This is a genomic window from Dyella sp. C11 (assembly GCF_003121485.1).
Taxonomy (GTDB): domain Bacteria; phylum Pseudomonadota; class Gammaproteobacteria; order Xanthomonadales; family Rhodanobacteraceae; genus Dyella.
Window position 1 is genome coordinate 236,592 of record NZ_QAVX01000002.1, and the last position, 13,927, is coordinate 250,518.

Genomic DNA, 13,927 nt, shown 5'->3' on the forward strand with positions numbered 1-13,927 from the left:
TCACATGGTCATGACGCTTACGCGCCACAACATGAACTGCTTTATCGCTGACGATAGGGACCCCAAGCCGGTTCGCGAACGTCGCCATCGGCAAGCACCAGTCGCTGACGGACCAAGCCATCCGCGGACACGGCGTACAGCACACCGCGTCGACCTTCGGAGGCGGCATACAGCAACATGCTCGCGTTGGGCGCGAAACTCGGCGTTTCGTCGATCGGACCCGGCGAGATGAAGCGCACCTGCCCACCCAGACTGCGATCCATAATGGCAATACGATACACGTTCCCGTTGCCCTGCACCATCGCGATCTGCTTGCCGTCATAGCTGACGGAGGCGTTGGCGTTGAACTGGCCCTGGAAGCTGATGCGCTCTGCCCCGCCGCCGCTGGCGGACATCTGGTAAAGCTGCGGCTTGCCGCCACGATCCGAGGTGAAGATGATGCTCTGGCCATCCGGCGTCCAGCGCGGCTCGGTGTCGATGGCCAGGTTGTTCGTCAGACGGGTTTCCTGGCGCGAACCCACGTCCATCACGTAGATCTCGGGGTTGCCCTGGTACGACAGGGCCAGTGCCAGCTTGGTGCCGTCCGGCGACCACGAAGGCGCACCATTGATGCCCTTCGCGCGAGCCGAGATCAGCTGACGCGAACCCGTGGTGATGTCCTGCACGTAGATGGCCGAGTTGCCGCTCTCGAACGACACGTAGGCGATCTTGCGACCATCCGGCGACCAGGCCGGCGACAGCAGCGACTCGCGCGAGCGCGCCACGACCTGCGGGTTGTAGCCGTCCGAATCGGCCACGATCAGCGAGTAGGTGGTGTTGTCACCCAGGCCCACGGACGTAATGTAGGCAATGCGGGTCCAGAACGCGCCACGCACGCCGGTGATCTTTTCGTAGATGGCGTCGGCGATCTGGTGGGCGACGCCACGCAGGTCGCCGGCAGGCGCGGTGAACGCCTGGGCCAGCAGGCTCTGCTGCTTGTTGACGTCCCACAGTTCGTATTCGACGCGAAGCATGCCGCCGCCCGCATCGCTGATGCGGCCGATGGTCAGGTAGTCCTGCTTGAGCAGGCGCCATGTGGCGAAGTTGATGTCGGCACCCTTGGACGGCGTCTCCACGATTTCGCTCTTGGCGAGCGAGCGGAATTTGCCGGAGCGGTTGAAGTCGTTGCGCATGACATCGGCGATGTCGGTGGGCAACGGTGCACCGCCCGCCTGGGCGAAGGGCACCACCGCAATGGGCGTGGCCGTCTTCAGGCCGCCGACGATGTCGACGTTGAGCGACTGGGCAGACGACTGGGCTGCGGCGGGACCGGCGATCAACGCGGTCACGAGAAGCAGGACGAGGGCGAAGGTAGAACTCAGTTTGCGCATGGGATCCATCACTGCGGCCTGAAGGTGAAATCGATCTGGCGCTGGAACACGCTCTCGAAGCCCTTGTAGGGCAACGGTTGAGCGCGCAGCACGGCATTTTCGATGGAGCGCTTGCCGGCCTCGTCGTACGGACAACTCGAGTCGACCTTGGCACTCATCACGTCGCCACCTGGCAACTGCACGATATGCACGACGCACGGCGTGTTCGGCATGTTATCCGGGCGAAGCCAATTCTGCGTGACCGCGTTCTGAATCGCCGCCAGATACTGGGCCAAAAGGCCTGCATCCGGACCGTTCTGACCGGTCTGGCGCTGGGCGGCGACCGGCACATTGTCCTGGCTGTCGGCCTGGGCGTTCTTGAGGTCGGCCAGCTGCTGCTTGGCCTGGTTAGCCTTACTTTGCGCAGCCTTCACCGATTTGTCGGCCGCATCCATCTTGGCAAACAGCTCGTCGACCTTCTTCTGTTCTTCCAGTTTCTGCTTGGCCGCCTGGGCGTCCAATTCGGCAGCACGCTGGCGCTGCTTCTCTTCCTGTTCCTTCTTCGCGTCCTCAGCCTTCTGCGCAGCATCGGCCACCACCTTCTCCTGATCCTTGGTATCCGGATGCTCGGGCGGAGGCGGCAACGTCTTGATCTTCGGCGTTTCTTCCGAAGGCGGCGGAGGGATGGACGGCGGCGGTGGAACTGTGGCCGGCGTGGGCTTGGACTGCTGTGCGGACTTCGGCGGCGGCGCACCGGTGGGGCCGACCAGGGTCGCCTCGATGATCTCGCCCTGCAGCTGAATGGGCTTGGCGCAGGTGATCGGGTTCCAGTTCGCCGGCAAATGCAGCGTCTCGAACACCTTCTCGTAGAACGAGCACGGGATCACCGCGAGGGTCAGGAAACCCACGATGCCCAGATGGAGGATGGCGGAAAGGACGACCGCGGTGGACGTTCCCTTGGGGGTCTCATCCCTCATTTCTTGCCGCCCGACTCCGGTGCGCTCATCAGGCCGACCTTGGAGACGCCGGCCTGCTGCAGGTCGGCCAGTACCTGATAGACGCCGTCATACTTGCCGTCACGGTCACCCGCCACGAGCACGCTGACGTCCGGGTTCGCCTTCACGAAGGCGCCCACCTTGGTCTTCATGGTGTCGACATCGATCGGCGTGCGCTTTTCCGTACCAAGAGTCAGATAGAGCTGACCGTTCTGGTCGACGGCGACGATCACCGGGTCCTTCTTGTCCTGCAGCGACTTGGCGTTCGCCTGCGGCAGGTTGATGTCGACGTTCTTGTTGATCATGGGTGCGGTGACCATGAAGATGATCAACAGCACCAGCATCACGTCGATATAGGGAACGACGTTGATCTCGGATTTCAACTTGAAGCGCTTGTGGCGCGCAGAGCTACGCATGGCTTAGCTCCTCTGCTCAGGCCGCTTCGTCGGTCTGGATCTGACGCTGCAGCACCGAAGAGAACTCTTCCTGGAACACTTCGTAGCGCGAGGCGACGCGTTCGACCTTGTTGGCGAAGCGGTTGTACGCCCACACGGCCGGGATGGCGGCGAACAGGCCCATGGCCGTGGCGATCAGCGCTTCGGAAATGTGCGGCGCGACCACGGCGATGGTCACGTCCTTCATTTCGCCCAGGCCCTGGAAGGCGCCCATGATGCCGATGACGGTGCCGAACAGGCCGACGTACGGGCTGATGGAGCCGACGTTGGCGAGGAATTCCAGGTTGCGCTCAAGGCGGCCGATTTCGCGGGTGCCTGCCACGCGCATGGCGCGCTCGGAGCCCTCGATGACGATGCGCATGTCATGCACGCGGCGCTGCCGCTGGCGCACGAATTCGCGGAAGCCGGACTCGAACACGTTTTCCATGCCGCCATTCTCGGCGCCGCGATTGCTCACTTCGCGGAACAGCTGGGCAAGGTCGGCGCCGGACCAGAAGCGCTCCTCGAAGCCCTCGGCTTCTTCCATCGCCGCCTTCAGCTGCTGGTGCTTGCGGATGATGATCACCCAGGAGAGGAAGGAGAACACCAGCAAGACCAGCATGACGGCCTGCACCAGGATGCTCGCTTCCGCGATCAACTTGAAAATGTTCAATCCACCGTTCATTGCTTGAAGGTTCTCCAGCGCACGTACTTAATTTATTGAGGGGGAAGGCCGGGGATGAGGTCGGCCGGAATCTGCACCGGGCGCATGCGGCGAACATCGACGCACGCCACGCGCACCTTTGCGCGGATCAGCTCCGCGCCGTCCGCCCGGCGGATCGTCTGGGCGAAAAGGATACTGGCTGCCCGGCGTTCTTTGACTTCGACGCTTACCGCCAGTTCATCATCCAGCAGGGCCGCGCGCAGGAAATCGTTCTGCATTTCCCGGACCAGGAAGGCCAGGCCGGTGTTTTCCTTGACCACGGACTGGTTGATGCCCATGGCGCGCAGCCATTCGCTGCGGGCACGCTCCATGAAACGCAGGTAGCTGGCGTGGTAGACCACCCCGCCGGCATCCGTGTCTTCCCAATACACGCGCACCGGCCATTGGAAGGGCTCGGCGGCGGAAACCTGCTTGACGTCAGACATCGGAGTTGTCGGCAGTGAAAAGGTCGGCGGCAACCGGGTGCCGCGGCGGGGGCGTCAGGCCAAGGTGGCGCCAGGCCTTGGCGCTCGCCATGCGGCCACGCGCCGTGCGGATCAGGAAGCCCTGCTGGATCAGGTACGGCTCGACCACGTCTTCCAGCGTGCCGCGGTCCTCACTGAGGGCGGCAGCCAGCGACTCCACACCCACCGGGCCACCATCGAAACTCTCGATGATGGTGGAGAGCAGGCGGCGATCCAGCTCATCGAACCCTTCGGCATCCACCTTGAGCATGTCGGTGGCAGCACGGGCAGCCTCGCGGGTGATCTGGCCACCGGCACGCACTTCGGCGTAGTCGCGCACACGGCGCAGCAACCGGTTGGCGATGCGGGGCGTGCCGCGCGAACGGCGCGCGATCTCCACCGCACCTTCCAGCTCACAAGGAATGCCCATGATCCGCGCGGAGCGACGCACGATCGCGGTGAGCTCATCGGGCGTATAGAACTCCAAACGCTGCACGATGCCAAAGCGATCGCGCAGCGGCGCGGTGAGCAGGCCGGCGCGCGTGGTGGCGCCGATCAGGGTGAAAGGCGGAAGGTCCAGCTTGATCGAACGGGCCGCGGGGCCTTCGCCAATCATGATGTCGATCTGGAAGTCTTCCATCGCCGGATAGAGCACTTCTTCCACCACCGGCGAGAGGCGATGGATCTCGTCCACGAACAGCACGTCATGCGGTTCGAGGTTGGTCAGCAGGGCGGCCAGGTCACCCGCCCGCTCCAGCACCGGGCCAGAAGTGGATCGCACATTGACGCCCAGCTCGTTGGCGATGACGTGGCTCAGCGTCGTCTTGCCGAGGCCGGGCGGCCCGAAGATCAGCACGTGATCCAGCGCGCCACCGCGCTTCTTGGCCGCCTCGATATAGATCGACAGCTGTTCGCGCACCGCTTGCTGGCCCAGGTATTCGGACAGCCGCTTGGGGCGGATGGAGGCTTCCAGTGCCTCGTCGTCCATCTGGGCGGCAGCAGTAACGATGCGATGTTCGGTCATGGGCGAAATTATGGCAGAGCCCGATGACGACGGCTTGAAATTTGGCCGCCGTGCCAAGCTCCACAACGAAAAAGGGCGCCATGGGCGCCCTTTTCATCAGATTTCGACCTGGGCTCCCAGCTCGATCAGTCGATTGCCCGGAATCTGGAAGAACGCCGTGGCCGGCAATGCGTTGCGCGCCATGAACGCGAACAGCTTGTCACGCCACAACGCCATGCCGGGACGCTTGGCGTCCGCGATGATGGTTTCGCGCGACAGGAAGAACGTGGTGTCCATCATGTCGAACGGCAGGCCCATCTTGGAGCACTTGGACAAGGCGCGCGGGATGTTGGGATCCTCCGCAAAACCGAAGCGCAGGTTGAGCCCGTAGAAATCGCCACCCAGTTCGGAAATTTCGATGCGCTCGCCGAAATCCGCCGTGGGTGTTTCGAGCATTTCCACCGTGAGCAGCACGTTGCGCTCGTGCAGCACCTTGTTGTGCTTCAGGTTGTGCAGCAGCGCATGCGGCACGGCGTTCTGGTTGGCTGTGAGGAACACCGCCGTACCCGGCACGCGCAGCGGCGGATGCTCGGCGATGTTCTCGATGAAGGGCTCCAGCGCCAGGCCCGACTGCTTGATCTCGCGCACCACCAGCTCGCGGCCGCGGCGCCAGGTGGTCATGACGATGAAGATGCCCACGCCGAGCACCAGCGGGAACCAGCCGCCGTACTCGATCTTGATCAGGTTGGCGCCCAGGAACGACAGATCGATCGTGAGCAGCAGGATGCCGGCGCCGATCACGGTAAGGCGACTCCAGTTCCACTGACGGCGCGCCACGATCAAGGCAAGGATGGTGGTGATCGTCATGGTGCCGGTCACCGCGATGCCGTAGGCCGCGCTCAGGTTGTCCGAACTGCGGAAACCCAGCACCGCCGCCAGCACCATGATCAGCAGAAAGTTGTTCACCCACGGGACGAAGATCTGACCAGACATCTCGCGTGAGGTATGCACCACCGGCATGCGCATGGAATAACCCAGCGACATCGCTTCGCGCGTCATCGAGAACGCACCGGAGATCACCGCCTGCGAAGCAATCACCGTCGCGACGGTCGCCAGCCCAATCATCGGGTACAGCAGGGGCGCGGGCGTCAGCTTGAAGAACGGGCTGTCGATGGCTTCGGGATGATCGAGCAGCAAGGCACCCTGGCCAAAATAATTCAGCACCAGGGCCGGCAGCACAAAGCTGAACCAGGCCAGGCGAATCGGCCGCTTCCCGAAGTGGCCCATGTCCGCGTAAAGCGCTTCGGCACCCGTGAGCGCCAGCACCACGCCACCGAGCGCGATAAAGGCCTGCAAGCCGTGAGAGAAGAAGAATTTCACACCGTACATCGGATTGAGCGCAAACAGCACGTGCGGATTCTGGGCAATCATGCGCACGCCCAGCAGCGCAATGACGATGAACCACACCACCATGACCGGGCCGAACAGTTTGCCCACGCGATCGGTGCCGTGCCGCTGCAGCGCGAACAGGAAGAACAGGATCACCGCGGTAACGGGCACCACCCAGTGACCCAGGTTCGGCGCGGCGACCTTCACACCTTCCACTGCGGATAGCACCGAAATGGCCGGCGTGATGACGCCATCGCCATAGAACAGGGCCGCGCCGAAAATACCGATGATGGCCAGCGCCCAGCGTTTCCGCGCGTCGCCGCGCACGCTGCGCAAGGCCAACGCGAGCAGCGCCATGATGCCGCCCTCGCCCTTGTTGTCCGCACGCATGATGAAAACCACGTACTTCAGCGACACCACGATGATCTGCGCCCAGAAGATCAGCGACAGCACACCGTAGATGCTTTCCGGCGTCGGCTTCATGCCGTCGTGGCTGAGCGTGGTCTGCAAGGTGTAAAGCGGGCTCGTACCGATGTCGCCATAGACCACGCCGATCGCGCCCAGCGCGAGCGCGGCGAGGCGGCGTTTGTTGTCGGCGTCGGCCGTGCCGTGGGTGGAATCCGGAGTCACGTCAATGTCCTAGTGCGGCGCGCAGCGCCTTGCGGATAATCGATTCGGCCGTGTCGCCATCAGCGGCAACCTTCTGCACCAGGCGAGTCACTTCCGCCGGTTTGTAGCCCAGCTGCTGCAACGCCACGGTAGCCTCGCCTGCCGGATCGAGCGGCGCACCGTTCGATGCGGGATGCGCGCCCGCGAGCGTGGTGCCAAGTCCGTCCACGCGATCGCGCAGCTCCACCACCATGCGTTCGGCCGTCTTCTTGCCGATGCCGGGAATCTTGGTGAGGGCCACCACATCGCCCGCCTGCACGAGGCGCGCGAAGTCGCTGGTGGAGACACCGGAAAGCACGGCCAGCGCGATCTTCGCGCCGATGCCGCTTACTTTTTGAAGATTGCGGAACAACGTGCGTTCGGCTTCATGCATGAAACCGTACAGCGCCACACTGTCTTCCTTCACGGCGTAATGCGTGAGCAGCGTGACTTCCTTGCCCGTTTGCGGCAGGTCGTAAATGGTGGACATGGGCGCTTCAAGCTCATACCCCACGCCACCGACTTCCACCATCAGCCACGGGGGCTGCTTTGAAACGAGCGTACCGCGCAGACGGCCAATCATCGACGCCTCCAGGCGGTACGGGGAATACCCACGCGCGCCAGGCTGGCGCGGGTGTGGGCATGGGTGACGGCAATGGCGAGCGCATCCGCCGCGTCGGCCTGCAGCGGGCCCTTGAGTCCGAGCAGGACACCGATCATGTGTTGCACCTGGGTCTTGTCGCCTCGGCCGCTACCGACCACCGATTGTTTGACTTCCGTGGCTGCGTACTCGTGCACCGCGATCCCCTGGCTGACCACCGCGCAGATCGCGGCACCCCTCGCCTGCCCCAGCTTCAACGCCGAGTCCGCGTTGCGCGCCATGAAGACGCGCTCCACACCGCACTCGTCCGGTCGATGGGCCGCGATGATGTCACACAGCTCGTCAAATATGCGTTTCAGGCGCAGCGGAAAGGTGGCTTCGCCAGCCACCGCCAGCGCGCCATGGAATACGTGGGACAGCTTGCCGCTGGCGTCGACATCGATGATGCCGACACCGGTGCGCTGGCTGCCCGGGTCAATGCCGATGATGCGTGTCATGGGCGAGGAATTCGCCGGGCCTGGACGGCTCAGCGAATTAGCCGGCTGCCTCGGCGGGCAGCAACGCGTTGTGCGAGACCTCGCTGACGTCATCAAGACCGTCGAGCTTTTCCAGGAGGTCGAGCAGCGACTCCAGCGCCTCTTCCGGCACCGCCATGCGGTTGCTCGGACGCATGCCGACGCCGGCATGCTGCGCGCTGAGACCGGCGGCGCCCAGCGCCTGCTGCACGGCTTCGAAATTTTCCGGCGCACACAACACGGTGCTTTCACCGTTCTCGTTCACCACGTCGTCCGCGCCAGCTTCCAGTGCCGCTTCGAGAACCTTCTCTTCTGCCGCTTCATCGCCATGCGTCGGGAACACAAGCTCGCCCACGCGCGCAAACTGGAATGCCACGGACCCCGAGGTGCCGAGATTGCCACCGTGCTTGGTGAGCGCATGACGCACCTCGGCCACGGTACGGGTCGGGTTGTCGGTGAAGCAGTCGATGATGAGCGCGATGCCACCCGGGCCGTAGCCTTCGTAGCGCAATTCTTCCATCGCCGCGCCGCCGTCGGCACCCGAGCCGCGCTTGATGGCGCGCTCGATGGTGTCCTTGGGCATGTTGGCCGACAGCGCCTTGTCCACCGCCGAACGCAGGCGCGGATTGAGCGCAGGGTCGGGCATGCCGGCGCGCGTGGCGACGGTGATTTCGCGGATCAGCTTGGTGAACACCTTGGCGCGCTTGGCGTCTTCAGCGTTCTTGCGACCTTCGATGGACGGGCCTCTACCCATGGCACTTCCTGCAAATCTGGTGAACGGACAAGCGGCAAATTCTATCGCTTCAGGGTGTCGAGCAGGCAAGCAGCGACAAAAAACCCGACGAATGGCGCCAGATCAGGCCTCGGCGCGGAGAAAACGCCCCTGATGCAGGAATTGCGTGACCTGTCGCGCGGCCTCCTGCGAAAACAGCAGGCCGGTGTGGTTGGTTTCGATGGCGCAATGGTCGGCAATGCCGGGCAGGCAGGTCTCTTGCACGGTGACGCAGCCGTCGTTGTCACCCTCGAACTGTCCGATCACCGCTCCCAGCCCCAGCGGCACGCGACCGGCAATGACGCCGACCTCGCGCTCACCCGTCCAGCGATCAAAGCCATGTTCCAGAAGGTCGCGGTTGTGGCCGAGCAGCACCTCGCCACCCTTGCCCATGCCGGCGAAGCGCCGCGCGGCCGCGCTGCCCTTGAGTGGCGATCCCATGCACACCACGCGTCCCGGTGGCAGCCCCGCATCGACGCAGGCCTGCAGGGCCAGAAGGCCACCCAGGCTGTGCCCGACCAGGTGCACGGTGTGCCCATCCTGACCCAGTTCGTGCACACGCGACTGCAGGCTGCCCAGGATCCGTTGCTGGGTGGCGGCCACGCTCATGTAGTCGAAACGATGAACGCGAAATCCTGCTTCCATCATTCGCCGGTGCAGCAGGAGTAGCGCGAAACCGCGCATCCACAGGCCGTGCAGGAGAATCACATGATCCATGCGCAATCAGCGGTTGGGTCCGGGAACCGACATTCCAGCGCCTGCCGCGTCACGGGAAAGCGAATGTGCCGCACGCGCCCGGTAATCGCGGAATGCCGTCGCGCCCCACACCATGCCGCGCAAGGCGAGCAGGAATTCCACGCCGCGGAACGGCGTCACATAGCGCCCGTCCGGCGTCAGCACCCAATACAGCAGGCTGAAGTACCAGAACAGCAGGCTCAACAGCAGCAGCGACCATGAGCGATGCCGCCCACGCAACCAACCCACCACGCCCTGGACGGCAGCAACAAAGGCGAACAACAGCAGGATCGAACTGAGCGTGATGCTGATGGCGGCCGTAAGGCGGTAGAACGGATTCGTCTCGAAAGGCGATTCGATATTCGGGTACACGTAGATGCCGCCCGCGCCCTGGATCACCGGCCAGAACCAGATGTCCCCGGGTTTTTCGACGAAATACCAGTGCAGGTACTTCCCGGGCTGCGCGGCAACGCGTTGCCACATCTCGGCGTAGAACGCATCCGGCTGCCGGTCGTGCAGGTCGAGCATATGGTGGAAATCGGCGAAGACGCTTTCGCCTTCCGGGCTGCCGCGATCGTTGTAATAGCGCTTGATGTCCGGCGACATGCCGATCAGCACGTTCTCCGCCAGGCGATGTCCCTGGCTGATGCTTTCCGACGCCTGCGGCAAATGATCGTTGCGCACATGCCAGGCAGCCCAGGGAATGGCGATGAAGGCGACGAACAGCAGCGCCGCCTTTCTGTTCCCGAGCAACCCGAGCACCGCGGCGAGCGCCAGCGGGAACGGCGCGATCATCGGATTGATGGCGGCGGCATACGCCAGCAGCGCGGCAGAGGCGGCGTAGAGCGGCAAACGGGTGCGGGCATGCGCCACGCAGGCCAGCCACAAGCCGCCCATCAGGAAACAACCGAAAGCCGTTTCCGTCAGCAGGTAACCGCTCTGCGTGATCGCCATGGGCCACAACGCCAGCAGCAGGCTTGCGATGAAGGCTGGCCAGAAGCTGAGAAAATGGCGCCCGAGCCGGAACGTAAACACGACCGTCAACGCGGCCATCAGCGCCTGCACGGTAAGTGCCAGGGCGTAGAAGCGCTGCAGATCCTGACCCGCGATCACATAGATGATCGCCAGGATCACCGGATAACCCGGCGTACGATAACTCTCCGGCAGCATCACCGCCGAGCCCGGATCGGCGCTCGACAACACGTGATGCTGCAGAAGGTTGATGGCCAGCTTGGCGTATTGCGCGGCGTCCGCGCGCAACGGGCCATCGATGACGGCGTGCGCCTGGTAGTACAGGCAAAGACCCAGTGCCAGCACGAAGCCGGCGACCGTGGCCCACGTATCCCTCCCCCCGGCGACACGCATGGTGGGCGTCAGCTCTTGGCGACCACGTTGACGTGCAGTTCCTTGAGCTGGGCATCGCTGACCAGCGACGGCGCGTCGGTCATCAGGTCCTGTGCGCTGGTGGTCTTGGGGAAGGCGATCACGTCGCGGATGGATTCCGTGCCGGCCATCAGCGCGGCAATGCGGTCGATGCCGAACGCCAGGCCACCGTGCGGCGGCGCGCCGAACTTCAGCGCCTTGAGCAGGAAGCCGAACTTGGCCTCGGCCTCTTCCGCGCCGATGCCGAGCAGTTCGAACACCGTGCTCTGCATCTCCGGACGATGGATACGGATGGAACCGCCGCCGATCTCGGCACCGTTGAGCACCATGTCGTAGCCGCGACTCACCGCGTTGGCGGCGTTGGCACGCAAGTCGGCCATGTCATCGACCTTCGGCGCCGTGAACGGATGATGGAGCGCGACGAAGCGCTTTTCTTCCTCGTCGTACTCGAACATCGGGAAGTCGGTGACCCACAGCGGCTTCCAGCTGTTTTCCACCAGGCCCTTGTCCTTGCCGACCTTCAGGCGCAGCGCGCCCATGAAGTCGGTGACGGCCTTCCACGTACCGGCGCCGAAGAACACCATGTCGCCGCTCTCGGCGCCGGTGAGCTTGAGCACACCTTCCAGTGCCTTGTCGTCGAGGAACTTGGCGACCGGCGAGTTGATGCCTTCGCGACCCTTGGAAAGGTCGTCCACGCGCATCCACGCCAGACCCTTCGCGCCGTACTTGGCGACGTACTCGGTGAGTCCGTCGATGTCCTTGCGGGTGAAGGTGGCACCGCCGGGCACGCGCAGCGCAGCCACGCGGCCGTTGTCGGCGTTGGCCGGTTCGGCGAACACCTTGAATTCAACGTGCTTCACCGCCTCGGCGATGTCGACCAGCTCCAGCGCGATGCGCAGGTCCGGCTTGTCCGAACCGAAGCGACGCATCGCTTCTTCCCACGTCATGCGGGGGAAGGTGGCGTCGAGTTCCACGTTCACCACTTCCTTGAAGACGTGGCGAATCAGTGCCTCCACGAAATCCTGCACGTCCTTCTCTTCGACGAAGGCGAACTCAAGGTCGAGCTGGGTGAATTCGGGCTGGCGGTCGGCGCGCAGGTCTTCGTCGCGGAAGCAGCGGGCAATCTGATAGTAGCGGTCGAACCCGGCCATCATCAGGATCTGCTTGAACAGCTGCGGCGACTGCGGCAGCGCGTAGAACTGGCCCGGATGCACGCGGCTGGGCACCAGGTAGTCGCGCGCGCCTTCCGGCGTGGCCTTGGTGAGGATGGGCGTTTCGATGTCCTGGAAGCCACGCGCGTCGAGGTAACGACGCAGCGACTGCACCAGCTTGATGCGCGTACGCATCATCTTCTGCATTTCAGGGCGACGCAGGTCGAGGTAGCGGTAGGTCATCCGCATGTCCTCGTTGGGGTTCTCGTGCAGCGCGAAGGGAAGATCCTTCGCGGCGTTGAGAATCTCCACCTTGTCGGCAACCAGTTCCACCGTGCCGGTGCGCAGCTTGTCGTTCACCGACAGGCGCTTGCGGATGGTGCCGGTGACGCGCAGGCAGTACTCATTGCCCACTTCGCCCGCCACGGCGAACGCATCGGCGTTCTCGCGCTCGATCACTACCTGGGCCAGGCCCTCGTGGTCGCGCAGGTCGACGAAAGCCACGTGGCTCTGCAGGCGAATCGTGTTGACCCAGCCACACAGGGTGACAGTCTGGCCGACCAGTGCCTCATCGATGAGGCCGCAGTAATGCGTGCGCATGCGCTTGGAACTCCGGGCCGCCTTGGCGGCGTAATGCGTGGACAAGAAGACCCGGAATGTTAACACCGGCGCCCTGTCGGGCGAGCCAGGAGGCAGCGTTCAAACCGCGTCCTGGCCCATTCTCCGGCGTTTACCAGCGGCGCTGGACCGAGAACAGGCCTCGGCAGCCCTTGGAAATCCACACGCCGGCACGGTTCCAGCCCCAGCTGTAACCCTCCTGGCAAGGTGAGCCGGACAGCTGCCTCAGCAGCACCACGCTGCCGTGGCCGCCCACGTCCACCTGGCAGAAGTGATACGCGTGGTCGTTGCTTTCGCACTGGAAGCGGATCTCTCGGTTCCAGTCCGGACCTGGCTGCCAGCCGCCCCCGCCGGGTGGCGGGGGCGGCGGCGGGTAATAGCCACCACCCCCCGGCGGCGGATAACCGCCACCGCCGCGGCGGATTTCAACAAATTGGCCGCGACAACCGCGATCCACCCACAAGCCACCGCGGTCCACACCCCAGGTCTGGCCACGGGTACACGGGCTGTTGGATTCCTGGCGGATCATTTCCGCGTCGCGCCAGGGCACCTGGCAGCGGGTAAAGCGGCCGTCGTCGCTGCCGCAGCGGACCGCGTTGCCCTGCGCATGGGCGGCAGGCGCGGCCATCCACACCAGACCGGCCAGCAAGCCGGTCGCTACACCCATCAAACCCGTTCGTATCCGGAACATCTATCCCACTCCTTGCCGTGACTGGACGTCACGCTAGTGGGCACATCTTCAACCGGATTTGAATATCTTGCGACTAGTCGTAGAAACCTGCCGGCCGGCTAGCCGGCATTCAGGCAACTCAGCTGTCGCTGGACGAACTGCCGCCCGACGAACCGCTGCGGGACGACCCGGCCGAGCTTGACGTGGAGGCCGACGACGATGCACCGCCGTCTCCCGCCAGGTTGCGCTTCTTGTCGCCGTCCTTCTTGAAGTCGGTCTCGTACCAGCCACTGCCGGCAAGGCGAAAACCAGGCGCACTCAGGCGGCGCTTCACTTCGGCCACGTCACAGGCGGGGCAGACCGACGGATCGGGATCGGACATCTTCTGCAGGCGATCAAAACGGTGGCCGCAGCTGCTGCATTCGAATTCGTAGATAGGCATGGAAACTCCGGAAGATCGGTCGACGCCGTGCCGGCAAGAGACCGGCCGCGGACGG

General features: G+C 64.1%; 15 protein-coding genes. All 15 read right to left on the reverse strand.

Annotation, left to right across the window (positions count from 1 at the left end; genetic code table 11):
* Positions 1 to 41: 41 nt before the first annotated feature.
* Positions 42 to 1,370, reverse strand: coding sequence for a Tol-Pal system beta propeller repeat protein TolB (tolB, locus tag DK366_RS03430; RefSeq protein WP_109124277.1), 1,329 nt, complete (start codon positions 1,368 to 1,370; stop codon positions 42 to 44).
* Positions 1,371 to 1,378: 8 nt separating this feature from the next.
* On the reverse strand, positions 1,379 to 2,326 hold the full coding sequence (gene tolA, locus DK366_RS03435) for a cell envelope integrity protein TolA (protein WP_109124109.1): 948 nt from the start codon (positions 2,324 to 2,326) through the stop codon (positions 1,379 to 1,381).
* Entirely contained in the window at positions 2,323 to 2,760 is a 438-nt protein-coding gene (gene tolR / locus DK366_RS03440; protein WP_109124110.1) for a protein TolR, read from the reverse strand. The genes tolA and tolR overlap by 4 nt, the downstream gene beginning before the upstream one ends.
* Positions 2,761 to 2,776: 16 nt before the next feature.
* The gene (gene tolQ, locus DK366_RS03445; RefSeq protein ID WP_109124111.1) at positions 2,777 to 3,463 is read right to left on the reverse strand and encodes a protein TolQ; all 687 of its coding nucleotides are present in this window, start codon (positions 3,461 to 3,463) and stop codon (positions 2,777 to 2,779) included.
* A 32-nt stretch (positions 3,464 to 3,495) separates the two neighbouring features.
* Positions 3,496 to 3,927, reverse strand: a complete 432-nt coding sequence (gene ybgC, locus DK366_RS03450) for a tol-pal system-associated acyl-CoA thioesterase (RefSeq protein ID WP_109124112.1) — start codon at positions 3,925 to 3,927, stop codon at positions 3,496 to 3,498.
* Entirely contained in the window at positions 3,920 to 4,969 is a 1,050-nt protein-coding gene (ruvB, locus tag DK366_RS03455; RefSeq protein WP_109124113.1) for a Holliday junction branch migration DNA helicase RuvB, read from the reverse strand. Before ruvB ends, ybgC begins: the two co-directional genes overlap by 8 nt.
* A gap of 96 nt (positions 4,970 to 5,065) precedes the next feature.
* Positions 5,066 to 6,967 carry a potassium transporter Kup gene (locus tag DK366_RS03460; RefSeq protein ID WP_109124114.1) on the reverse strand — a complete coding sequence of 634 codons (1,902 nt, stop codon included), beginning with the start codon at positions 6,965 to 6,967 and terminating at the stop codon, positions 5,066 to 5,068.
* A gap of 1 nt (position 6,968) precedes the next feature.
* The gene (gene ruvA / locus DK366_RS03465) at positions 6,969 to 7,568 is read right to left on the reverse strand and encodes a Holliday junction branch migration protein RuvA (RefSeq protein ID WP_109124115.1); all 600 of its coding nucleotides are present in this window, start codon (positions 7,566 to 7,568) and stop codon (positions 6,969 to 6,971) included.
* On the reverse strand, positions 7,565 to 8,083 hold the full coding sequence (ruvC, locus tag DK366_RS03470; protein WP_109124116.1) for a crossover junction endodeoxyribonuclease RuvC: 519 nt from the start codon (positions 8,081 to 8,083) through the stop codon (positions 7,565 to 7,567). The genes ruvA and ruvC overlap by 4 nt, the downstream gene beginning before the upstream one ends.
* Before the next feature lie 37 nt (positions 8,084 to 8,120).
* Positions 8,121 to 8,855 (reverse strand): YebC/PmpR family DNA-binding transcriptional regulator, encoded by a 735-nt coding sequence (locus tag DK366_RS03475; protein WP_109124117.1) that lies wholly within the window; start codon positions 8,853 to 8,855, stop codon positions 8,121 to 8,123.
* A gap of 102 nt (positions 8,856 to 8,957) precedes the next feature.
* Positions 8,958 to 9,590, reverse strand: a complete 633-nt coding sequence (locus tag DK366_RS03480; RefSeq protein ID WP_109124118.1) for an alpha/beta hydrolase — start codon at positions 9,588 to 9,590, stop codon at positions 8,958 to 8,960.
* A gap of 6 nt (positions 9,591 to 9,596) precedes the next feature.
* Entirely contained in the window at positions 9,597 to 10,973 is a 1,377-nt protein-coding gene (locus tag DK366_RS03485; RefSeq protein WP_157956437.1) for a hypothetical protein, read from the reverse strand.
* An 8-nt stretch (positions 10,974 to 10,981) separates the two neighbouring features.
* Positions 10,982 to 12,742, reverse strand: a complete 1,761-nt coding sequence (gene aspS / locus DK366_RS03490) for an aspartate--tRNA ligase (RefSeq protein ID WP_109124120.1) — start codon at positions 12,740 to 12,742, stop codon at positions 10,982 to 10,984.
* 130 nt (positions 12,743 to 12,872) lie between these two features.
* Entirely contained in the window at positions 12,873 to 13,451 is a 579-nt protein-coding gene (locus DK366_RS03495; RefSeq protein ID WP_232820888.1) for a DUF3011 domain-containing protein, read from the reverse strand.
* A gap of 118 nt (positions 13,452 to 13,569) precedes the next feature.
* Complete coding sequence (locus tag DK366_RS03500) at positions 13,570 to 13,872, reverse strand: zinc ribbon domain-containing protein (protein ID WP_109124122.1); 303 nt, start codon at positions 13,870 to 13,872, stop codon at positions 13,570 to 13,572.
* Positions 13,873 to 13,927: the final 55 nt, after the last annotated feature.